This window comes from Paenibacillus sp. FSL H7-0918 (genome assembly GCF_038007025.1).
Lineage (GTDB): Bacteria > Bacillota > Bacilli > Paenibacillales > Paenibacillaceae > Paenibacillus_AQ > Paenibacillus_AQ odorifer.
Genome location: NZ_JBBOWJ010000003.1, coordinates 682,265 through 705,234, shown reverse-complemented (window position 1 = coordinate 705,234; position 22,970 = coordinate 682,265). Strand labels below are relative to the sequence as shown.

Annotated in this window: 25 protein-coding genes; 21 read left to right on the top strand and 4 right to left on the bottom strand. The window is 40.7% G+C overall.

Going from position 1 to position 22,970, the window contains the following annotated elements; all coding sequences use genetic code 11:
• Window positions 1–86 precede the first annotated feature (86 nt).
• The 12 genes from MHI15_RS22930 (at window position 87) to MHI15_RS22875 (ending at window position 8,194) form a co-directional block, all read left to right on the top strand.
• Window positions 87–569: a DUF2975 domain-containing protein gene (locus MHI15_RS22930; RefSeq protein WP_341164927.1), complete on the top strand. Its 483-nt coding sequence runs from the start codon at window positions 87–89 to the stop codon at window positions 567–569.
• A gap of 10 nt (window positions 570–579) precedes the next feature.
• The gene (locus MHI15_RS22925) at window positions 580–795 is read left to right on the top strand and encodes a helix-turn-helix domain-containing protein (protein ID WP_076129351.1); all 216 of its coding nucleotides are present in this window, start codon (window positions 580–582) and stop codon (window positions 793–795) included.
• Between the two features lie 2 nt (window positions 796–797).
• On the top strand, window positions 798–1,574 hold the full coding sequence (locus tag MHI15_RS22920; protein WP_341164926.1) for a DUF817 domain-containing protein: 777 nt from the start codon (window positions 798–800) through the stop codon (window positions 1,572–1,574).
• Window positions 1,575–1,758: 184 nt separating this feature from the next.
• Window positions 1,759–2,415 (top strand): CatB-related O-acetyltransferase, encoded by a 657-nt coding sequence (locus MHI15_RS22915; protein WP_341164925.1) that lies wholly within the window; start codon window positions 1,759–1,761, stop codon window positions 2,413–2,415.
• Between the two features lie 150 nt (window positions 2,416–2,565).
• Entirely contained in the window at window positions 2,566–3,081 is a 516-nt protein-coding gene (locus MHI15_RS22910) for a GNAT family N-acetyltransferase (RefSeq protein ID WP_076129354.1), read from the top strand.
• 30 nt (window positions 3,082–3,111) lie between these two features.
• Entirely contained in the window at window positions 3,112–3,348 is a 237-nt protein-coding gene (locus MHI15_RS22905; RefSeq protein ID WP_076194262.1) for a DUF3977 family protein, read from the top strand.
• A gap of 117 nt (window positions 3,349–3,465) precedes the next feature.
• Window positions 3,466–4,854, top strand: coding sequence for a serine hydrolase domain-containing protein (locus MHI15_RS22900; protein WP_076308553.1), 1,389 nt, complete (start codon window positions 3,466–3,468; stop codon window positions 4,852–4,854).
• A gap of 1 nt (window position 4,855) precedes the next feature.
• On the top strand, window positions 4,856–5,545 hold the full coding sequence (locus MHI15_RS22895; protein ID WP_076306766.1) for a hypothetical protein: 690 nt from the start codon (window positions 4,856–4,858) through the stop codon (window positions 5,543–5,545).
• 75 nt (window positions 5,546–5,620) lie between these two features.
• Entirely contained in the window at window positions 5,621–6,703 is a 1,083-nt protein-coding gene (locus MHI15_RS22890) for a CHAP domain-containing protein (RefSeq protein WP_254848978.1), read from the top strand.
• 19 nt (window positions 6,704–6,722) lie between these two features.
• A complete protein-coding gene (locus tag MHI15_RS22885) occupies window positions 6,723–6,905 on the top strand; it encodes a hypothetical protein (protein ID WP_076194255.1) in 183 nt (60 codons plus the stop codon).
• 89 nt (window positions 6,906–6,994) lie between these two features.
• A complete protein-coding gene (locus tag MHI15_RS22880; protein ID WP_076306767.1) occupies window positions 6,995–7,393 on the top strand; it encodes an RrF2 family transcriptional regulator in 399 nt (132 codons plus the stop codon).
• A 108-nt stretch (window positions 7,394–7,501) separates the two neighbouring features.
• A complete protein-coding gene (locus MHI15_RS22875) occupies window positions 7,502–8,194 on the top strand; it encodes a class I SAM-dependent methyltransferase (RefSeq protein WP_076302004.1) in 693 nt (230 codons plus the stop codon).
• Between the two features lie 336 nt (window positions 8,195–8,530).
• Here MHI15_RS22875 and MHI15_RS22870 read toward each other — a convergent pair whose 3' ends face one another.
• Window positions 8,531–9,439, bottom strand: coding sequence for an aldo/keto reductase (locus MHI15_RS22870; RefSeq protein WP_076306768.1), 909 nt, complete (start codon window positions 9,437–9,439; stop codon window positions 8,531–8,533).
• A gap of 161 nt (window positions 9,440–9,600) precedes the next feature.
• Here MHI15_RS22870 and msrA point away from each other — a divergent pair, with 161 nt between their 5' ends.
• From msrA to MHI15_RS22850, 4 genes are all read left to right on the top strand, one after another.
• Window positions 9,601–10,113 (top strand): peptide-methionine (S)-S-oxide reductase MsrA, encoded by a 513-nt coding sequence (msrA, locus tag MHI15_RS22865; protein ID WP_076185882.1) that lies wholly within the window; start codon window positions 9,601–9,603, stop codon window positions 10,111–10,113.
• Between the two features lie 169 nt (window positions 10,114–10,282).
• Complete coding sequence (locus MHI15_RS22860) at window positions 10,283–11,473, top strand: ArsR family transcriptional regulator (protein WP_076302007.1); 1,191 nt, start codon at window positions 10,283–10,285, stop codon at window positions 11,471–11,473.
• 98 nt (window positions 11,474–11,571) lie between these two features.
• Window positions 11,572–12,279, top strand: a complete 708-nt coding sequence (locus tag MHI15_RS22855) for a response regulator transcription factor (protein ID WP_341164924.1) — start codon at window positions 11,572–11,574, stop codon at window positions 12,277–12,279.
• The gene (locus MHI15_RS22850; protein ID WP_341164923.1) at window positions 12,276–13,673 is read left to right on the top strand and encodes a sensor histidine kinase; all 1,398 of its coding nucleotides are present in this window, start codon (window positions 12,276–12,278) and stop codon (window positions 13,671–13,673) included. The genes MHI15_RS22855 and MHI15_RS22850 overlap by 4 nt, the downstream gene beginning before the upstream one ends.
• A gap of 60 nt (window positions 13,674–13,733) precedes the next feature.
• On the opposite strand, the gene MHI15_RS22845 is transcribed toward MHI15_RS22850, so the two are convergent.
• Complete coding sequence (locus MHI15_RS22845) at window positions 13,734–14,282, bottom strand: PadR family transcriptional regulator (protein WP_076129363.1); 549 nt, start codon at window positions 14,280–14,282, stop codon at window positions 13,734–13,736.
• Window positions 14,283–14,436: 154 nt separating this feature from the next.
• On the opposite strand from MHI15_RS22845, the gene MHI15_RS22840 reads away from it, so the two are divergent.
• Window positions 14,437–15,885: an MDR family MFS transporter gene (locus MHI15_RS22840; protein ID WP_076302010.1), complete on the top strand. Its 1,449-nt coding sequence runs from the start codon at window positions 14,437–14,439 to the stop codon at window positions 15,883–15,885.
• 78 nt (window positions 15,886–15,963) lie between these two features.
• On the opposite strand, the gene MHI15_RS22835 is transcribed toward MHI15_RS22840, so the two are convergent.
• The gene (locus tag MHI15_RS22835) at window positions 15,964–16,458 is read right to left on the bottom strand and encodes a DUF6803 family protein (protein WP_076129365.1); all 495 of its coding nucleotides are present in this window, start codon (window positions 16,456–16,458) and stop codon (window positions 15,964–15,966) included.
• A gap of 129 nt (window positions 16,459–16,587) precedes the next feature.
• Here MHI15_RS22835 and MHI15_RS22830 point away from each other — a divergent pair, with 129 nt between their 5' ends.
• Together MHI15_RS22830 and MHI15_RS22825 are read left to right on the top strand one after the other, a co-directional pair.
• Window positions 16,588–17,268, top strand: a complete 681-nt coding sequence (locus MHI15_RS22830; RefSeq protein ID WP_076185867.1) for an HAD family hydrolase — start codon at window positions 16,588–16,590, stop codon at window positions 17,266–17,268.
• A gap of 5 nt (window positions 17,269–17,273) precedes the next feature.
• Window positions 17,274–17,861 (top strand): GNAT family N-acetyltransferase, encoded by a 588-nt coding sequence (locus MHI15_RS22825; RefSeq protein ID WP_254848863.1) that lies wholly within the window; start codon window positions 17,274–17,276, stop codon window positions 17,859–17,861.
• A 684-nt stretch (window positions 17,862–18,545) separates the two neighbouring features.
• Here the strand turns inward: MHI15_RS22825 and MHI15_RS22820 are convergent.
• Window positions 18,546–19,598, bottom strand: coding sequence for a 2,3-butanediol dehydrogenase (locus MHI15_RS22820; RefSeq protein WP_341164922.1), 1,053 nt, complete (start codon window positions 19,596–19,598; stop codon window positions 18,546–18,548).
• 315 nt (window positions 19,599–19,913) lie between these two features.
• Here MHI15_RS22820 and MHI15_RS22815 point away from each other — a divergent pair, with 315 nt between their 5' ends.
• Window positions 19,914–20,936 (top strand): LacI family DNA-binding transcriptional regulator, encoded by a 1,023-nt coding sequence (locus MHI15_RS22815; RefSeq protein WP_076129369.1) that lies wholly within the window; start codon window positions 19,914–19,916, stop codon window positions 20,934–20,936.
• A 112-nt stretch (window positions 20,937–21,048) separates the two neighbouring features.
• Window positions 21,049–21,981: a cysteine synthase A gene (gene cysK / locus MHI15_RS22810; protein ID WP_076129370.1), complete on the top strand. Its 933-nt coding sequence runs from the start codon at window positions 21,049–21,051 to the stop codon at window positions 21,979–21,981.
• Window positions 21,982–22,970: the final 989 nt, after the last annotated feature.

Genomic DNA, 22,970 nt, shown 5'->3' with positions numbered 1-22,970 from the left:
TAACTGTATATCGATTAAAATATATTGTAAAACGATAAATAATATGATAAATTCAATTCACAATAAATCTGTGAGGTGTGTTTATTATGGAAAGAGGATCAACACTTTTTTTAAGGGCAGTGGTTATTCTTATTGGTATCCCGGTGCTTGCCTTGTGCATATTTGTGGTGCCGGAAATAGCGAGTTTCGCAGCAGAACTGTATCCGGATTATAGTTTATTGAAATATCTCATTGCCATTGATTTGTATGCCTCGGCGATACCTTTTTACTTTGCACTGTATCAAGCTTTTAAACTGTTAGGCTATATTGACAAGAACAATGCTTTCTCGGAAATGTCTGTACAGGTTTTAAAGAAAATAAAATATTGTGCAATCATCATCAGTTGCTTGTATGTAGTTGGTATGCCACTCTTTTACCTCATGGCGGAGAAAGATGATGCCCCAGGGATTATAGTCATCGGCTTGATTATCATTTTTGCCTCCATGGTGATTGCCGTTTTTGCTGCAGTTCTACAAAAGCTTTTAAAAGAAGCTATTGATATAAAATCAGAAAATGACTTAACTGTCTGAGGTGAAAACAATGGCGATTATAATTAATATCGACGTGATGCTGGCCAAAAGAAAAATGAGTGTTACTGAGCTTTCGGAGAGAGTTGGAATAACAATGGCTAATCTTTCTATATTGAAAAATGGAAAAGCAAAAGCGGTGCGATTATCAACGTTAGAGGCAATTTGTAAGGCTTTGGAATGTCAGCCTGGAGATCTATTAGAATACAAAAATGATGAGGAAACATAAGAATGAAGTCAATAACACAATTGCTGCATTTCGGATATCATCAGGCGATGAGTTGCATATTTCCAGTTGCGATTTTTGGGACTTTAGCTCTTTCTAACATAATAGAAATGCCTTTTCTTTACCGTTATGATGCCATTCTTCTAATACTGCTTACAGTGCAGTACCTCATGTACCGTACTGGATTAGAGACGCTGGATGAAATAAAAGTAATCTGTGTGTTCCACGTTATTGGTTTATTGCTGGAAATCTATAAGGTAAAGATGGGTTCATGGGCATACCCTGAGCCAGGGTTTACGAAGGTGATTGGTGTACCCCTCTATAGTGGATTTATGTATGCAAGTGTCGCAAGCTTTATGTGCCAGATATGGCGAAGATTGAAAATGGATATGACCGGTTGGCCGGGGCTTGCTTCAGCGGGATTGTTGGGAGGAGCCATCTATTTAAATTTTTTCACACATCATTTCATTCCTGATTTTCGTTGGTGGCTGACAGCGCTTGTGGTTGTTGTCTTCTGGAAAACATGGATCATTTATAGGGTACGGACGGTTACCTATCGAATGCCCTTGACACTGGCCTTTTTTATTGTAGGATTTTTTATCTGGTTAGCTGAAAATATCGCTACATTTTTTAATGCATGGAAATATCCTGATCAATATCAAACGTGGCAACTGGTTAGTTTCAGTAAGATCAGTTCGTGGTTCCTTCTAGTGATCATTAGCGTCATTATAGTTGCCCAGCTTAAACATGTTAAGGCTAGCCGTAATCCGATAAATTCATAATTGAGCTGAGTTGGGACAATACGGTTGATTTGACGAATAAATCATTCGTTTGTTACAATGACGGCATCAATTAGGAAAAGGATGAGGACGATGGTTCGTCGTTTGAAAAGGTTTAAGAATGTCGCTACTGCATCAAGCTTCTAAGTATAAATGAATTACATTACTTAGAAGCGAGGGAAAGAAAATGAAACAACATCAGTTCAGCCACTGGTCTGAAATTAAGTATTTAAAGGATATTGTCACCAACCCAATGATTGAGGTAGGAGAGTACTCTTACTACTCTGGTTATTACGATAATCTTGATTTTGAAGATGGGTGTGTCAGATACCTTTGGGGTGATGAACAATCAAGAAAGTTGTTTAATCCCAGTGAAGATTATGGCTGGGATTTAGATAAATTGATTATAGGAAATTATGTTTGTATTGCTAGTGGTGTAATTATTCTCATGGGTGGGAATCACAATCATCATCCTGAATGGATTACCGTGTATCCTTTTGTAGACCAGATTGCAAACTCTTACGAATCCAAAGGGGATACAATCATTGCTAGTGATGCCTGGATTGGGATGAATGCAATGATTATGCCCGGTGTGAAAATAGGCGAAGGTGCTATTGTTGCGGCAGGATCAGTTGTTGTAAAGGATGTCCCACCGTATACGATAGTAGGCGGCAATCCTGCTAAAGTGATCAAGCAACGGTTTACAGATCAAGAAATCGAAAAGTTAAAGGAAATGCGCTGGTTCGATTGGAAACGTGAGAAAATTGAACAAGCCACTTCTATCTTTTCCAGTTCATCTATTGATCAATTATATGACTTTTACCTTAAAGAAATAAAAAAATAACAAAATCAGAACAGGCTGCCGGTATATTCGGCAGCCTGTTCTTTTATCTGACAGGTTCGTTTAACAATAATTGTTTTTTACCAGATTAATCCTAATTAGTATGTTAATATAGGAATGGACTCATTTAATAAGTTAGGAGGAAATTATATTATGGCCTTACCTTTACAAATCCGTCGAATGACACAAAACGATATTGATATTATACATACGGGGTTATCTGAGCATGACGTAAGCCAACCTCTTGATTATGTCCAACGTTGTTGGCAAGAAAATCAAAATGAAAAGCGAGTTACACTTTTAGCTTTTTGTGAAAATGAGTTTGTTGGATGGGGACATGTGGTATTCAGGTCGGAATATCCTTATTTTGCAGAGAATAATATACCTGAAATTCAAAACTTTGACGTCATCCCGCCATTTAGGAAACGTGGGGTAGGAAGTGTATTAATTGAAGCTCTTGAAAAAGATGCTTTTACTATATCTAATACTATTGGTATTGGATTTGGATTATACGCTGACTATGGAACCGCACAACGGATGTATATAAAGCGTGGTTTTATCCCTGATGGGCGGGGAATCATGTACGATAATAAGCCTGTTGAGCCTGGGGCACATGTTTGTGTGGACGATGATCTCTGCCTTTATCTTATAAAAACTATTGAGCAATAAAAGCAGCTCATGTACGGGGGGAGATAGATTCTGAAGTATATCGAATTTGGTCTCGGCAATACATGGCTTATTAGAACTGAAACGGAGTTAGAGGATGGAACGGAATATGAAGAAAAAGGCATAGTGAAACCGGTAAAGTTCCGCTCATTATATTTAAGGATTTGGATTGGCAAAACTGTAATCATTCTAGACTTAAAACAAGGCTTGAAAATATGTAAGAAGAGTCGTAAATCGTTGAAGATTATTTTTGGTATAACAAGTCTTTAGGTTAAGTATGAGAAGGTTGCCGTCTAAATGAACAAATGGAGGAGACCTGACACGAGACTTAGCACTCCACCTGAGATTATTAGAAAACTCAAAAATATAACGACAAGCGAGGTTTAAATGGATAATCCAGAGAATTTGACCCAAGCGCTGTCTAAGTTTTATGAAGAACTTGAACGATCTGATTTACCGGTTAATACTTTTATGCTATTGCGTAAGGGAGAAGTTATTACCGAGTTTTATCGTCAACCGTACCGCAAAAACGTTCCCCAGGTTTTATTTTCTCTAAGTAAGAGCTTTACATCTATTGCAGCAGGCATAGCATGGGATAAGGGTTATTTTGAATTAACGGATAAAGTGGTTTCTTTTTTCCCGGATCAGCTTCCTAGCTCAATTTCACCTAATTTAGAGAAGATGACGATACATCATCTTCTTTCCATGAATACAGGACATAACAATAATATATATGGTGCGATAGCCAAGCAAAATGATTGGGTTCGTGCCTTTTTAGCTTTGGACGTAGAAGATGAACCGGGAAGTTATTACAATTACAATACACACGCCACTTATATGGTTTCGGCTATTATCGAAAAGACGACTGGAGAAAATCTTGTTGATTTTCTAATGCCAAGATTATTTACGCCATTGGACATAGAAAGACCGGATTGGGAGACTTGCCCGTTAGGAATTGTTGCTGGTGGAATGGGACTAAGCATACCAACAGATGCAATTGCGAAATTTGGCCAGATGCTCCTCAATCAAGGGGTTTACAATAGTCGTAGAATTGTTTCGAAAGATTATTTAAAGCTGGCGCTAAATGAACAAAGCGATAATCGTTGGGGACAAAATAAGGCTGACTGGTCAAACGGATATGGTTATCAGTTCTTTATGTGCAGGAATGGATGTAAGATGGGGAATGGAGCTTTTGGTCAATTGTGTTTCATTGATCCGAGTCAAGAGATTGTGATTGCTGCAACTTCAAGTTTTACCGAGATGAAGAAGTTACAGGATTTTTTAGATATCATATATGCAAAATTACTGAACTTTGATTGGCCAACGGTTGCATCTAACATTATTAAACCTCCTACATTTACCTCCTTAGTAAACAGGATTGTTAAAGTAGATTATAGATCGTACAGTGGAATTTATATCTTTGAAGATAATAAGCATAAAATCAAAGAATTAACACTGAAGATTGAAGAAGAGCACCTTAGTTTTTCTTTACTTTACGACGATCATTTAGATGAATTTCCGTTCGATTTTTCAAGGCCTACCCATGCAAAAAGTTTATTTATTAAAGACTTATCCCTTAGTGAGCAGGAAGTTTGTACATCTGCAAGCTGGCAATATGATGATTCCAAATTAATCCTCACGGTATATTACATTGAAACCCCTTACGTAGTTGATTACACTTTGAGTTTTAGCGGTAAAAAAATTGAACTGCATATGCATAGGAATCTTTCCTTAGAGGATAGAGAAGACATAACTGTTATTGGTTGGGAGGGATGAAATGACCAAGGGTAAAGGTTGGATAGCTGTTTTATTTTTGCTGTTTTCTTTAGTTTTTGTGGGAATCACACATCAGGGGACTATGTTTGGGGATTACCTCTTCAGAACTATTGGAATTCCACCTTGGAGCGAACCTGCGACAAACCATGGTTTACATTATTCAGCAATATTCGGGATCATTTTGTTAATTTTCAGTGGGAATTTAACTATAAAGCACTTTAGACAGTGTTATAAAAAATATGTAGGCAGAACCGTTTTGCTTGCTATCATCATTTTCATTATATTATATCCATTTCTAACAGAACGATTGTATTATCTTGTGAATATGAACAATGAAGGAATTGAAGTTGTGGATTTTCTGGAAAAAGATTCGCACTGTATGTACGGTACTCAAGAGGATATTGTGCAGGTTCAATGTACAATCAGGCTAATCAACTATGGCGGGCAAAATGAAACCGTTATGATCCGTCCAATCTTTCGAGAGTACGGTAATCCTCAAGGGATCTGGTCATTCGCAGAGGTTCAGCCGCAAGAGATTACCTTGTTTCCAAGATCTAATATTAAACATAACATTCACTTTGAGAGTAAGCCTGACGCTCGGATTGCTGAATTCGGGGCGAACGGTAATACCGATTATTTTGGTGTGGAGTTCGTCAAGGATGGACATAAAAAGGAAGTCATTAGGGACTGAATTAATAAAAAGATTCATGTCAGTATTAGTTTTAATATTATTACAGCTGAGTAGTAACGGAAGGGAAGGTTTCCAGTGACTCAACGCCTGATAACAAAAGTAAACCAGCGCCTCGATAGTGTGCGTGTGCTTGTTCAAGAAATGATCATGTCTATAGGTAGCGAACAACGGAAACAGGAAGCGTGTGTTCACCTGTACGGAGTGTCTAGTTTCGCTTCATTGCTTGCCGTGAAAAGAGAACAAAATCAGGAATTGGCAGCCATTATAGGACTGCTTCATAATTATTATTTCTTCAAAACCGGAGTCAAGGAATTTCCAGGTCCCAACAGTGCAGATACCATAAGGCCTTTATTAAGAGACTTGAATATGTTTACCAAAGAAGAGCTGACTCAAATTCTAAAGGCAATCTTCCATCAAGGGGACAGGAATAAAGTTCAGGGTCCCTATGAAGAGATTCTAAAGGATGCTCAAGTTCTACAATTACACTTGCAGAATAGGGGATGTAATGTAACACAACAGGACACGAATAGGCTTCGGAATGTACTTCGTGAAATGACGATTCCAGAGGATTTTTTGGAAGAGATAGATTACAGCAGCGGGGCTGAAGTTCTCCAGCCTACGGATAAACGAGGTAAGTTAGCTACTATTGCTGAAGCATTTGGAAAAGAAAACATTGTTGGAATACCAGGAAACGAACGATATCGAGAAATCTGTAAATATTGGCCTGACCAAGCGATTTATAAAGTATTACAAAACAATTGGTGCGCAGCATTTGTATATTACTGCTGTATGCAAGCTGGATTTCTGCTGCCGATTCGATATCCGAATGCTGATTTTCGATTAGCTGGCGTAGGGGCATGGTTAGAGTGGGCGCAACTACCTGAGACCGCATTTTTTTATTTTGACGGGCAAGAGGGGTTTACTCCTCAGCGTGGTGATATTGTGATTTATGAAAAATTGCTAACTAATGACCCTCACGATCATACAGGTATTGTTTTAGCATGCGATGACAAGGAGATCTTAGTTGCTGAAGGAAATAGGGATAATCAGAATTATTCCAGTGTTTTCTACAGAGATCGCTGGCATTGCGTATATGGCTATATCCGTATCGCTAATGACTATGAATTTGAGTTTAGTGGTGAGTATACTCCAATTTAGTTGAGGGGAGTTCATTCGGATGATCACAGTTAAGAATATTATGGCTGAGTATTTATTAATGTCTAACCCTAATTTTGAATTATTTTCAGAACAAGCTCTGGAAAAAAATACGCTGCAACAGCAAAAACATCTATATAAAACTCCGGTTTTTATCGTTACTTTTGAAGCAAAAAATGAGCCAGCTTGGGACAAAGATTCTTGAGCTTCTTCTCTTTTAAAAAGCGAACAAACTTGCCTTTTAGCAATGTTAGAGTTATCATAGATTTCTAAAGTCGTTAATGGAGGTGCTGAATGAAATATTCCCAAGCGACAGATTATGCACTTCATGCAATGCTCTATATGGTGACGGTGGCGTCTGATAAGCCGGTGGGTGTTCAATTGCTTGCTGAGAAGTTAGGTGTTTCCCAAACCTATCTGTCCAAAATGATGACTAAGCTAGTGAAGGCTGGATTGATTCAATCTGCACCTGGTGCTAATGGTGGTTATCGTCTCAGACGCAAGTCGGAAGAAATCTCTTTTTTGGATATTATCCATGCAATCGAAGGAACGGCTTCCTTTTTTGAATGCAGTCTAGATCACGGAAGTGAATGTCTGATTCAACAGGTTGTGATTGACGCTGAGCGACAGATGGAGCAGTACTTAGAGAACACGAAAATTGCAGATTTGGCAAAAACGATGAAGGCGGAGTAAAGATCCGTTCTTTTTTCGGGGTTATTAGAGACAATATAAATCCGTAATGACTTTAATGTGGGTTTTGATACTAAAATATGAAGTTTAAAACAATGGAGGATGATTACAATGACTGAAGAGCAAAAATTAAATGCCAAGAGGGCGACCTATGAAAAAACCACTCATATTTCGATTCCCTCTTATGATTCATTATTTTCGATGATCCAATCTTATTTTCGCTTCGAGTTAGGTGACATCCCTGTATCTATGCTCGTGGTCGGTGCGGGCGGAGGAAATGAATTTTCGGCATGGGGGCCATCTAACCCAAACTGGACATTTACTGGAGTGGATCCTTCGGAAGATATGCTTAAGATCGCGAAATTAAAGATAGATGAACTGGGCTTAGAGAGCCGTGTCAGTCTGATTTCTGGGACAATCGATGATCTTCCTCAGCAGGACTCAAAGTTCGATGTGGCAAGTTGTATTTTGGTCCTTCATTTCATCCATGATGTTCAAGAAAAATTGAAATTGCTACGCTCCATAAAGGATAATCTGAAACCGGGTGCTCCATTTGTTCTCGTAAGTGCATATGGAGATTTGGATGATCCTGAACTCCACGACAGAATAAACGTATGGAAAAGCTTTTGGGTTGCAGGGTATGAATCTCCCGATGCGTTTGATAATGTAAGTAGCAATATTACAAAAATTTCTTTCCTTCCCGAAAAACAAATTGAAGAGTTATTGAAAGAATCAGGCTTCACAAGAATCACTCGATTTTATTCTACTGGAATTATGGCAGGCTGGATGTGTCACGCGGAGTGACTTGAATACTTTCGGACCCAGATGACGTTATTTGTATATATTTAGGCGTTGGAGCATGATTTCGGACTCCAGTGCTGCTATTCCTTAAATAGAGGGTGATATATGGTGATTATCATGCTCATAGCGGCTATGGAGTCCGCGAGCACCCTTAATATAGGAAAAAGTAGCGTATAAGGTCAACTATGTCCTATAGTGCGATTCATAAGTGTGATTAGTACTTAATTAAACCAAGTTTAAGGATTAGTTCAGCGATCAGGTAGCTCCAAAAAGTAGGGGGTGCCCAACAGCCATTGTATGGCTATGGACACCCCATTGTTTTTAACGAAAGTGACTAATCTATACATGAAGCTTGTAACGATTTGCTTTGCTTATCCGCTGAATGTCTGCAAGTTCCTCCGAAGTGAGTGGAGCTACATCAGCAGCCATTACATTGCTTTTTAATTGCTCCAGACTGCTCGCCCCAGGAATAATAACGGCTACAGATGGATTGGCTAGTGGATAATGAAGCGCTGTTTGTGCAAGATTGCGCGAGTCACTAGTTTCCTGCGAAAGCTGATCATGTAAATTCAGAAGTTCCTCACTACTGTAATCTAAGTAATTCTTCTCCGCCTTGCTGCGACCACGCTCTGACAGTATGCCCCCTGCTAAAGGTCCGCGTGCGATCATGCTAATTCCATGCTTAGCTAGCAGAGGAAGGATTTCTTCCTCAGGACGTCGATCTAAAATGCTATATTGGCTCATAACACTTACGATATTTGATTTTTTCACATATTCTCTAATTACATTAGGACGAATAGAAGAGATCCCATAATAGCGGATAAGACCCTCTTGCTTAAGTTCTTCAAAAGCTTCAATCGTTTCGTCAATTGGATCTTCAATAGTGCCGCCATGCAGCTGGTATAGATCGATGTAATCGGTTTGCAGCCGTTTGAGACTATCTTTGATTGCATTTTTAATATAGGCTTTTGAAGGATCCCAGCTCCAGCCTTCTTGGCCGGGAATTCTGCGGTTGCCAACTTTTGTGGTCAGGATTACATCCTGTCGACGTTGACGAATGGCTTTGCCAATAATCTGTTCATTACGGCCCTCATCATAAAGATCTGCTGTATCAACAAAATTGATTCCTTGATCGAGTGCTTCATGAACAATGGAAATGGCTTTCGCCTCATCCGTACCCAAAGACATACAGCCAAGTCCTATTTCACTTACATACAAATCGGATTGTCCTAAACGATTTTTTCTCATAGCGCATTCCTTTCTACTTCTGTTGTTGTTATATTATAACGTTTTGGAGAATTGAATTCTAATGGTGCTTCGGACTTCCATTGACTTTATGATCTTTTGGCTTTATCGTCATAGCATATATTCTTAATTAGATGAAGATAGATAGGGAGAGATTGGATCATATGGAACAAGCGATGTTTGCAGGCGGATGTTTTTGGTGCATGGTGACACCGTTTGAGGAATTACCAGGTATTCATGGAATTGTATCGGGATATGCGGGAGGGTTAACTGAGAATCCAACCTACGAAGAAGTCAAAACCGGAACAACGGGGCATTACGAGGTTGTGCAGATTACGTTTGATCCAGCGCTTTTTTCATACGAGAAGCTGCTTGAATTATATTGGCCTCAGATTGACCCTACCGATGATGGTGGGCAATTCCAGGATCGAGGAACTCAGTACCGGACAGCGATCTTCTATTATAATGAAGAACAGCGTTTAGCAGCTCTTGCCTCGAAGGAACAGGTTGCGGTCAGTGGCAGATTCTCCGGTCCAGTCGTTACGGAAATTCTTCCGGCGCCAACTTTTTATCGTGCAGAAGAGTATCATCAGGATTATCATCATAAGAATCCCAAGCACTACAAAGAAGATCGGGAGCAATCCGGTCGGGATACTTTTATCGCTAAACACTGGTAAGTGTTGAAAAAACTTTAAACCAAGAGCATCCTGAGTCATTCATGGCTTACGGGATGCTCTTTTTGCATTATATACAAATTTTATTTATTTTAAATTCTACATACTTTCCACACATTTGTAGACTAAACTACTCTAAATCAAGCGAGAACATCACACAGGAGGGTTTAGGATGAAAAAAATCATACCATTTGTTGCCGTTAGTTTGCTTTTGAGTACAGTGTTAACAAGCTGCCAATCAGGCAATAATGTTCCATCTAAGGTTAATTCGCAAGCTAGTTCTGCAACGGTGGAGCAACCATGGATAGCTACGAAGAATACTACTCGTATTAACACTTCAGATCCGATTCAAGCCGCAGTGTTAGTTTCTCAGACTTTATGGACTGCGCAAACAAAGAATAATAGACCTTCAAGTGTAGTTTTGACGGATGTGAGTAATTGGCAGATCGCCGCAGTTAGTGCAGATTTGATTCATCATCCCAGTAATGGGCCTGTACTGTATACTACAAAAGAAGGGGTTCCTGAGGTTACTCTCGCTGAACTTAAGCGACTGAATCCAATAGGTGCTGAAGGCAATAAAGGGGTTCAGGTAGTGCTTGTTGGGCCTATGGCATCCAATGTCGAACAACAATTAAAGGCCATTGATTTAAAAGTAGACCGGATAGAAGGGGATGAGCCAGCGGCAGTAGCTCAGGCTATAGATACTTATTACGCCAAAGCAGCGGGTGAACTTCCAAAGTCGGTCATTATTGGTTCTATGGATAGCCCTGAGTACACGTTGCCAGCAGTGAATTGGATCGCACATATGCCTGAACCTCTTCTCTTTGTAACCAAAGACGAAATTCCTAACTCAACGGTCGAGGCTTTAAAAGAACGTGGAGGTAGCGCAACCATTTACATCCTAGGACCAGAAGACATTGTCTCAGCAGATGTAGAAAAGCAATTAAAAGAATACGGAACAGTTCTCCGTATAGCTGGAGAAGATGTTTTTAAGAACGCTATAGCTTTTGCAAGTTTTAAGGATGCCAATAACGGATTCGGCTGGGGAATCAATACACCCGGTCATAACCTGTCTTTGTTAACCACGGATTCAACGATGCTCGCTATCGCCGCTGCGCCTTTTTCTCATTTGGGGAAACATGCGCCGCTTATTTTTACGGAAAAAGACGGGCTGCCAGATTCAGTAATGGAGTATATGATGGAGCTTCAACCTAAATTTCAAGATTCACCAGCAGAAGGTCCTTACAATCATGCTTGGATAAGTGGGGATAACCTTACAATAAATGAGCGAGCACAAAGTGAAATCGATGACATGCTAGAAATCTCACCTGCTGCAGGAGGCAATCCGCATTCCGGCCACTAACCATCATCACAGGCTGGCATCATTTAGGGATGATGTCGGCTTGTTCTGTGTTTTTTTTGTATAATGAGAAGAACTAGGTCATAAAGAGGGTGAACGGCTTGAATAAGCTACAGATACTGATCGCAGATGATGAGTGGAACATGCGGAATTTATTGCGGATTTATTTAAGTAAAGAAGGGATGTCTACAAAAGAGGCGTCAACGGGTCATGAGGCACTCCAACTGTTGAAACAACACAGCTTTGACCTAATCTTGCTGGATGTGATGATGCCGGATATGGATGGCTGGCAGGTCTGCAAGCTGGTGAGGGAGTCAAGCTCTATCCCAATTCTAATGCTAACCGCACGTTCTGAAACCAAGGATAAGGTACGTGGTCTCGGTATAGGTGCAGATGATTATCTTACTAAACCATTTGAGCCGGAAGAATTAGTGGCTAGGATTTATTCTCTGCTGCGGCGTTCAACACTTACTTTTGTTCAACAACCTCAGGAAAAGGTGCTCACATACCCTAATTTTAAAATATACCCAGAAGCTAGGGAGGTACATATTCAGGATACATCCATTGAATTCACGCTCAAGGAGTTTGATCTACTGGCCACTTTGGCGCAAAACACTACCCGGGTTTTTACGAGAGAAGAACTGGTGGAGCGATTATGGGGGAATAATTATGAGGGGGAGAATCGTGTTATTGACACTCATATTAAGAATATCCGCGAGAAACTACATAAAGCAGGCCTAGCCTATAATCCGGTTCAGACGGTGTGGGGATTAGGTTATAAATTTCATGCTCCCGGTAATCAGGTATGAAAAATAACATCATCGGACTTAAGCTTGGTTTTGTTATTATGTCTGTTTTTGTGGTTGTTTTGCTTGTTCTTGGAATTACTATAGACCGGATGTTTACAAGCTTCTATTACAACGAGATGCAAAAAGAGACGGAGGAACTCACCTCACATTTTATTGGAATGGCGGAATCGCAGGATAGTTCAAACGAGCAGATGATGAGTACCTTTGCAGAATTTTCGGATGTCAGTATCTTTAATATCTCAAAGGATGGCAATGTGATACTCCACTCGGGTGTACATGATCGTTTGGATCGTTCATTCATCCATGCTTCGGATGTTAGTAGGATTTTTGCTGGGAAAAGTATTGATTTTGAGTATAAAGATCCTGCTGGACATTCTTATTTTATCATTGGAAAACCAATAATGGAGGGGGATACAACTCAGTCTGCACTTTATGTAATGTCCTCTACAGAGAGTATGAAGCAATCTTTGGCTTCCATCCGGAACCTGCTGCTGATTGCAGGAATAGGGGCTTTTATATTGGCTTTAGGGATCACTGGTGTGATCGCCATGATTTTGTCCAGACCTCTGATCAAGATGCAAAAGGCAACCCGGAAAATCGCGACAGGCGAGCTGGAAACGAGACTGTCTATACGTAGTAACGATGAGATTGGTTTTTTGGCAGAGGCCATAAATGATCTGGCTGTCGATCTGCAACGATACAGGGATACAAGGCAGGAATTTCTGGCAAATATCTCACATGAGCTGAGAACGCCCATTACATATTTGGAGGGGTACACCAAGGTTATAAAAGATGGACTTTACGAGACCGAAGGGGAAAGAGATCTATACCTGGACATCATTCATCAGGAAGCACATCGGCTCCAGCATCTGGTGGATGATTTATTTGAACTGGCAAAGATGGAGGAAGGAAAGGTTACACTTACCCAAGAGTGGATCGATCTCAGTAAGCTAGCGGAACAAGCCGTGCGCAGAGTTGAACTGAAAGCAAAAGAGAAGGGATTACACCTGAAGCTTCAGCTTAGCGGAGATGCGTATATGATCCGTGGAGATCAAAAACGTATGGAACAGATTATAATGAACCTTCTGGAAAATGCAATTCGTTATACGGATGAAGGCGAGATTATTGTTCATGTGGAATTTGCAGCGGATGCTGCAACTCTAATAGTTGAAGATACAGGAATAGGTATTCCTGAGAAAGAGCTTCCCTATATCTTCGAACGTTTCTACCGGGTAGAGAAATCACGTTCAAGACAATACGGTGGTTCAGGTCTGGGGCTTTCCATTGTTAAAAAGCTGGTGGAATTGCATGGAGGCAAGATTCGAATGATGAGTCAGCCTGGAGCGGGTACTCGTTGCGAGGTGCAACTATTTAATCTATCTAAATCCGAATAAATGTAAGTAAAAAGAGACTTCAGATACAAAATGAGGTCTCTTTTTTGCATGTTTATAATGTTATTTATTCGACTCAAGCTCTTCAAGTGCCCATTCGCAAAATTGTATAGAGCTCTCCATATCAAGCACACGTTTGTGGATCAGTAAATAACGTCCAAAAGTGGTGGCTTTTAACTCACGCGTCTCACCGCGTTCATCACGTAAGACTTCGTTTGCTTTGAGCAAAACCTTGTATCGCTCCAGCTCACTTTTACAAAACTCTGCACGTTTTAGCAATAGGTCCTTGGCTTCTTCCGGGTTGGATAGCCATAAGCTATACAGCTTAAAATGCAGCTCATCCCGTAGCACCGGAGGCTCTGCAGTAGTTTCCACCCATTGCCGCAATTGCTCCAGTCCTGCTTTCGTAATGGAGTATTCTTTTTTATCCGGTTTATCGGTCTGTTCAATGAGCTTAAAGGTGATATAACCTTGCTGCTCCATGCTCATTAATAGAGGGTAGATTTGACTATGTCCAGCACGCCAGAGCGGCTTGATATTCTGAGTTAATTCATATCCAGACAATGAGTTAGCGCTAAGTAAAGCTAGAAGTCCATAAGACAGTGTATTCATTACTATAAAGCCCTCCAGTTATTATAAATCCGTTTTCATTGAATTTTTCGGGGATATGTCATCATTGACATATTGATCATACGATTATAACATTATTCAAGTCACCTTATATATGTAAAAGTAGACATATAAAAAAATAATGAGGAGGGGAAGCATGGAAGAAAATCAAGCAAGCAAAATACATTTTTGGCCGATCATGATTGCCATATTCTTCGGAAATTTCGTCTCTGTCTTAAGTACAACGACGATCAACATTGCTGTTCCTCTTTTAATGGATCATTTCAATACGAGTCTGAACACCATGCAATGGATGGTCACCGGTTTTATGCTGGCGACAGGAGTAACCGCACCACTCGCCGGCTATCTCGGAGGAAGATTCAGCTACAAAAGGCTTTATCTTTTCGCCTTGATGGGATTCACCATGTTCTCTTTGCTTTGTGCTTTAGCATGGGATCCAACATCATTAATTGTATTTCGGATGCTACAGGGTTCGTGTAGCGGTCTCATCATGGCTTGTACAATGACCATCATATTTCAAGTAATACCGGGAGAACGCAGACCTTTTGCAGTAAGCCTCTGGTCGTTATCCGCGATGGTCGCGCCAGCCATAGGACCAACGTTTAGCGGGTGGCTGCTCCAATATGCCAGCTGGCATTGGTTATTCTTAATTAACATCCCTATTGGAATCATAGCTGTTATTCTAACCCTAACGTTAATTCCATATTATCGAATGAATATTCCGAAGTCATTTGATATTCCTGGTTTCCTTACCGTTGTCCTCGGTAGTTTATCATTATTAACTGCATTTAGCCAAGGCAATAGCTGGGGATGGACTTCGTGGAAAACCTTATCGTTAATCCTTTTGGGAGTTGTATTGTTAGTTTTGTTTGTTTTGCGCGAGCTGAAGGCGGAGGTACCTCTGCTGAATTTGCGTGTATTCCGTAATCGCCGTTTTACCGCCATGCTTAGTATCTATAGTTTAGTTACGATTGCGATGTATGCCGGAACCTATTTAACCCCTTTGTTCTTACAAACGGTAGAAGGGGCTACAACGCTTAAAACAGGGCTGATTTTATTGCCGTCCTCGATCCTCCTTGCCTTACTGAGTCCAATCGTAGGTAAGCTGTATCCAAAGTTCGGACCTGTGAAGTTGATTTCTGCGGGAATTTTATTTATATTCATCGGTTTATTCATGCTTAGTCGGCTGCAAACGAACATATCTTATAGCTTTATTATGTGGGCGATGGTCGTTCGTAATCTCGGCATTGGACTAGCCAATGTTCCAAGCAGTACAGCCTCAATGGAGGAAATTCCTGTCGAATGGTCTGGGCATGCTACGTCGATCAACAACTGGGTTCGCAATGTGTTAAGCTCACTTGGGATTGCAGTATTCACCTCCCTGCTGTCGAGTAGATCCTTACTCCACTCTAAAGAGTTGATCAGCTCCGGTGCAAGTAATACAGATTCGATACGTTTGCTATCGTTCACGATGGGTGTGAATGATGTTTTTGTGGTAGGTTCCATTATTGTGTTGTTTGGATTTCCACTGATGTTTTTATTACGCAAGAAGCGTACTGTGGTAACTGTACAAAACGCAGGATAACCGGTACGATACAAAAAGCAGATCAAGGTTTTATCCTTGATCTGCTTTTTGTCTTAGATTACGTTTTGTTAATAAACTTTAATGCATCATATCGCCCATTCCACCCATACTCCCTACAATTTCCGGATTAATCATCCCGAATATCATCGCGATATGCGCCACGACCAAGAATCCACTAATAAGCAGAAAATGCAGCTTCATCTTGTGCTCTTCCGATCGTTTACGGGCAATCAGACCAAGATCTAACAAAGCCAGTGGCAATAAGAAGAGTACTCCGCTTAAATAGAAGCCCACGGCTACGATATCAACCCATGTGTGCCATTCCCCATTCACAGACAAAGGAATAAACGCAGTTGGGAACAAGTAGAGGAATACACCTGTGAAATATATCCCTGCGAGTATGCTGCAGACTTTGTTGAAGGATCGTAGTGGGCCTGTTAGATTCTTGGTGAACAAAATAATAAACTCTGTAATGGTAATCGTCTCAGCAAAAATCACGGGGATGGCCATGAATATAATCAAATTCCAAGGCTGGTTGTCCGCTAGCAAAGACATGTAATGCGTCATGTTCATAAGATACTCCTCCGATAATATGTAATAGCTTCAGTTACTTATCGTATTCGAGAAGTATGTGGAAAGTATGTGGAAACGAAGGTATGATAAATATATGCAATAATAACAGTCGAGGGGAGCAAGACAACCGTGGGAAGAGGATTACAAAACATTTTATTTGATTTAGATGGTACTTTAACAGACCCCAAAGAAGGCATCACCAAAAGCGTAGAATACGCTTTGAACAAATTTGATATACAGATCGAGCATTTGGATGAGCTTCTTCCTTACATAGGTCCTCCGTTATATGATTCATTTATCGAGCTGCACCATTTCACTGAGGAACAAGCGCTTCAAGCGGTTGCTTTTTACCGGGAGCGTTACAGTGCCACGGGATTATTTGAGAATATGGTGATTGAAGGTATACCCCAATTGCTGGAGGGACTTAAGACGAATGGATACTCATTGTATGTAGCAACCTCCAAACCGACTGTTTTTGCAGCACAGATTCTTGAGCATTATAAGCTCGATCATTATTTCAAACATATCGGAGGAAGTAATCTGGACGGTACCCGTTCTAAGAAGCAAGAGGTTATTCAGTACGTGCTTGATGAGAATGACATACATCCAGAGGAAGCGGTAATGATAGGAGATCGTAAGCATGATATCATCGGTGCTATTGGCTGTGGTGTCGAATCTATTGGAGTGACTTTTGGTTATGGTCCCAAGGAAGAGCTTGAACAAGCCGGAGCAGACCATATCGCCTTTCGTGTGGAAGAAATTGCAGATATCATTCAGCATATTTCATTGAGAGAACGGTGCACCAAATGAGTGTTATGAATACTGAAATACTTGACGGGAAATCGATTAAGCTGGTTCCAATAGATGAAAGTCATGCAGAAGGATTGGCGAGAGTGTTAAGAAATCCAGACATCTGGGAATTTACCTGGCGAAAAATAACGTCGGACGAGCAGGTGCAAGGATTAATCTCAACAGCTTTAGCGAATCAAAAGAACGGTTCACAAATTACCTTTACTATCATTGATAAAGCAACGGAGCGAATTATCGGAACCACTCGTATTATGCATCCGGATTTGGTTCATCGTAACGCTGAAATTGGATGTACCTGGATCTCACCAGACTATTGGAGAACTAGTGTGAACACAGAAGGCAAGTCGCTGCTGCTACACTATTGTTTTGAAGAACTAAAGCTGATCCGCGTAGAATTTACAGTGGTCGCGAACAACTTGAGGTCACAAAGAGCAGTAGAACGAATAGGGGCGGTTAAAGAAGGGGTTCTGCGTAAGCATAGAATCAAGTCTGACGGATCGATTCATGATAATGTGGTCTTTAGCATATTGGATACCGAATGGCCTGCTGTAAAAGAGAATCTGCATTATCTGATAAATGATAAATACGCATAAGTATAGATGAAGCAAACAAACGGGCTAGGGGCCGTTCCATAGGGAGCTACACTTCATCTATAATTGATGAATCAGAGTGGTGACAGAAGCAATTTGTTAAAGCAGAGTGAGCGTTTAATTGTATTTTGTACAACTATAATTCCTTAATTGGTCGGGGTATAGATATAACTGTATTTAGTACATCTATATTCCTCATTTAATTTCTTATAGGTGGATTTTCAGGGTTTTAATTGTACAGAATACAATTAAAACAAGAATAGTTACTTTTGCATACGGAATAAGTGTACAGAATGCAGTTATTTCACATTTACCCTATATCACTCTCCATTATCTCATTCGAATCCTTTAAATTAGGTGCTAGAAGTATAACAAGAGGGAATGCACCGGAAGCTACGTTCTGTCGGAAAGGATTTCTTCAAGGCATCAGACTTGCAACTCCTGCTTAGTGAGGATGAATATACTTTGGTGGATCAGCGGATGATTAAGCGAGTTAAGCCAGAGCGTATAAGGATTTGCCCATGAATTTGCTTAAACCCCCCACAGATCAAAAACACCAGGCAGTGATACTCCAATTCCCGGAGAATCGCTGCCTGGTTGTTTTTTAACAGAGACCGCTACAAATTCTAGAAAGAGCTGCTTGGAGCAGCGCCTTCTTTTATGATTCAGCCAATAGGCTGCTTATGGTTATTGTTTAGGACTTACAAGGATTTTTACTTGATTTTTTTCTTTCAAAAGAGCCTCAAACCCGTGATCAATCACTTCATTCAGTTTAATTCTCTTAGTAACAAGTTTTTCAGCAGGGAAGTACCCTTGTTCCATCAAGCTAATTACAGCGGGGAAAACATCACGGTAACCAATGATACCAGTTAAGTTGCGTTCTTTAAGTACGATATTGTTTGGAGTAATCGTAGCATCTTTTTCGAAAATACTAACGATCATGATTTGTCCACTCAATTTAGTGGAATTAATGGCTTGGGTTAGAACGGGAGGTACACCTGTCACTTCAAACGCAACATCTACGCCACCATCGGTACGTTTTTGAATTTCTTCGACCACATCATATTGTTTAGGATCGATTACAATACCACCAAGTTCCTCAGCTTTACTCTTACGTTCCTCGGAAAGTTCTACCACATAGATTTCAGCTGCGCCGGATGCTTTCAAAGCTTCAATGACCAGCAAACCGATTGGGCCAGCACCGAATACTACAGCTTTATCTCCAACCTTCAGTTGACTGGAACGAACAGCGTGTAGAGCAACGGCAGAAGGTTCCACGAGAGCACCTTGTTCATAGGATAAGCTGTCTGGAATTTTGTGCACCATATGTTGGTCTGCTGCGACGTATTCTGAGAATCCACCGCCACCACCAGCCAAACCTAGGAAGCCCATTTTTTCACAAAGATTATATTTACCTTGTCGACAAGCCACACATTCACCACATGCGAGAACAGGCTCGACGACGACGCGATCACCAACATTAAACTTGCTAACGCCTTGACCTACTTCTACGATTTGTCCAGAGAATTCATGTCCCATTACGACTGGAGCTTTTTCACCAGTAAGGGGATGATCTGTTCCTTGGGGAATGAAAATAGGGCCGGCTACATATTCGTGAAGATCGCTGCCACAAATTCCGCACCATTCGATTTTGATTTTCACTTTTCCTTCAAGGGCTGCTGGTTCTTCAATCGTTTCTAACCGTAGATCTTTGACGTTATGCCATCTTAATGCTTGCATATCATTCATCTCCTAGATTAATAATTGATAATAAATAGTGTTTTATTTCTGGAAAAGAGGAAACGTTTCCGAGAACAAATATGTCACATAATTTTCATATTGTCAAATTTAAATAATGAAAATATTAATATTGAAAATTAGTGAAATATTTCACTAAAACAGAGTTATATCAAGCCTTTAGGCTCACATTAGTCGTTGAGATAAGTATTCTTCTATGTACTATTATGTTATAATCTATACATTGGAATTTTGATTTTAGATGAGTGGAATAGAGATAAATACGAAAACGATTCCGGAAATAAGGGGACTATCAGAGTGGCTAATAAAAACAAAGTAACCATAGAGGATGTAGCGAAACGGGCGGGGGTAGGTATTGCTACTGTCTCAAGAGCCATTAATAATTCAGAGGGAATTAGTTCCAAGACCAAGGCGCTGGTACTGCAAGTGATTGAGGAGATGGGTTTCACTCCAAATACCTCTGCGCAAAGCCTCAAAATCCGCCAAACGAAGCAAATTGCTCTGGCCGTTCCTGACATTCGCAACGCAATTATTCCGGATATCGCCTGGTCCGTAGAGCAAGCCGCCAAACAACATAGCTATCGGGTAATCCAGATTAATACTTCTGGCAACCCGCGGACTGAGCTCGAAACAATCCGTGAGGTCAAAAAATTACATGTAGATGGACTCATTATCATGCCTCTTGCTTATCCAAAGACCATGGTAGAGTTAATTAATAAATCGAGTGTTCCGGTCTCTATCATTAACTACGGGAAAAGAATCACAGAAAATGTGAAAGCTGACATCGTTAGTTTGTCACGTTTTGAAGGACAATTAGTGATGGAGCATTTAATCAATATCGGTCGTACTAGGATTGCATATGCAGGGGCACAAAAAGATCTTATTGAAGATCGTTATCTTGCTTATCAGCAAGCTTTAAATCAAGTGGATATTTCGCTTGTATATTTTGGCGAAGACTTTTCCTTGCAAACTGGACTACAAGCCGCTGACTATTTCTACAGCCTGACGCATATGCCAGATGCTATTTATGCAGTGAATGACATGGTGGCCATAGGTATTGTGAATCGTTTTAAAGAATTAGGCGTTCGTGTTCCAGAAGATGTGGCGGTGGTTGGGGTAGATAATAACTCATGGACAACCATTACAAGTCCGCAGATTAGTTCGGTCTCGATCATGGGGAATGAAGTGGCACGATTAGCCACACAGCTTCTTTTGCAACGTATTCAGGATAATATTACCGGGGAGTATCAAAGGGTGCAGCTTGATCCGCGATTAATCGTGCGAGAGTCAAGTGTTTCGGTTAGACGTAGTACGAATTAAAGGCCTCAAGTTTGCGACTACTAAGAATGAATAGGTTGTAAATCCTTTAAATCCTGCTAGACTTAATACAGAGTAATTTGATTGGAAATTAAGAAATGAGGTGCGGATCATTATGGCTAATATTTATAAGAGCTTAACCGATCTGATTGGAAATACACCGTTATTAGAGATTTCAAAGTATAGTAAAACCCAAAACGTAGAAGCAAGGGTTCTTGCCAAGCTGGAATCTTTTAATCCTGCAGGTAGTGTTAAAGATCGTATTGGATATGCAATGATCAAAGATGCGGAAGAGAGAGGTCTCATTAATAAAGATTCTGTCATTATTGAGCCTACTAGTGGAAACACTGGGATAGGACTTGCTTTTGCAGCTGCTAGCTTAGGGTATTCACTGATCATCGTCCTACCAGATACATTTAGTATTGAACGCCGTAAATTAATGCTGGCATTAGGTGCTGAGCTTGTGTTAACACCGGGAACTGAAGGAATGAGCGGAGCTGTAAGAAAGGCAGAACAATTAGCTGCGGAAATTCCAAATTCATTTATTCCCCAACAATTCAGCAATCCTGCGAACCCGGAAATACACAGAACGACTACAGCAGAGGAGATTTGGCGGGATACCGATGGAGATGTTGATATTTTCATAGCGGGTGTTGGTTCTGGAGGCACTATCTCGGGTGTTGGGAAAGCGTTGAAAGAAAAGAACCCCGCAGTCCAAATTGTCGCCATCGAGCCGTTTGACTCTCCTGTTTTATCAGGAGGCCGTCCTAAGGGACATGGGATTCAGGGGATTGGAGCAAACTTTATTCCGGAGAACTACGATAATGAAGTGGTGGATGAGATTTTTCAGGTGAAAAATGATGATGCCTATAGCGTATCACGTGCTCTTGCGCGAACAGAAGGATTGCTGGTGGGTATCTCCTCCGGAGCAGCTGTTTACGCAGCTACACAAATCGCTAAGCGTCCTGAGAATAAGGACAAGACCATCGTGGTGATTCTGCCGGATACCGGTGAACGTTACTTAACCACTACGCTGTTTGATTTTTAACGGAACATGAGCGCTAGATCCAACTAATCGGCTTTAAAAAGCAAGTAAAAGGTTCAGCTATAGGCTGAGCCTTTTTGTTGTTGGAGTATTGGCTGTATATCTCCAGATAACGGGTATCTCAAGTAACTAAGAAGTTTAAGGGGGATTCAAATCTCCTATTATTACACGTAGCTAAGAAGTTCAAGGGGGATTCCAAACCTCCCATTTTGTATAGTAGCCAAGGAAGTTCAGTGTGTTACGGACCGTATTGCAGCTATTTCGCCTTTTCAGCTCATTTTGCTGCGTTATCGGACTGAATAGCACTTATTGGCCAACATTTGCGGATAAGTGGTGTGGTTTTGAGCAAATAGCTGCAACTGAGTCCGATAGCCTGCCGCAAACGCTCGAATCAACAGAATAACGTCTCCTGAGTCCGATCCATCGGCGAAAAGTATGTTATCTCAGTAGGAGGGATCCAAAACTCCCATTATCTCAAGTATCTAAGGAAGTTCAGTGTGTTACGGACCGTATTGCAGCTATTTCAGCATTTCAGCTCATTTTGCCGAGGTATCGGACTGTATAGCACTTATTGGCCAACATTTGTGGATAAACAGTGTGGTTTTGAGTAAATAGCTGCAACTGAGTCCGATAGCCTGCCGCAAACGCTCGAATCAACAGAATAACGTCTCCTGAGTCCGATGAATCGGCGAAAAGTGTGTTATCAAGCAGGGGATTCCAAAACTCCAATGTACCTCAAGTAACTAAGAAGTTTAAGAAGGATCCAAAACTCCCATTATCTCAAGTATCTAAGGAAGTTCAGTGTGTTACGGACCGTATTGCAGCTATTTCGCCATTTAATCTCATTTTGCTGCGTTATCGGACTGTATAGCACTTATTGGCCAACATTTGTGGATAAACAGTGTGGTTTTGAGTAAATAGCTGCAACTGAGTCCGATAGCCTGCCACAAACGCTCAAATAAACAGAATAACGTCTCCTGAGTCCGATGCAT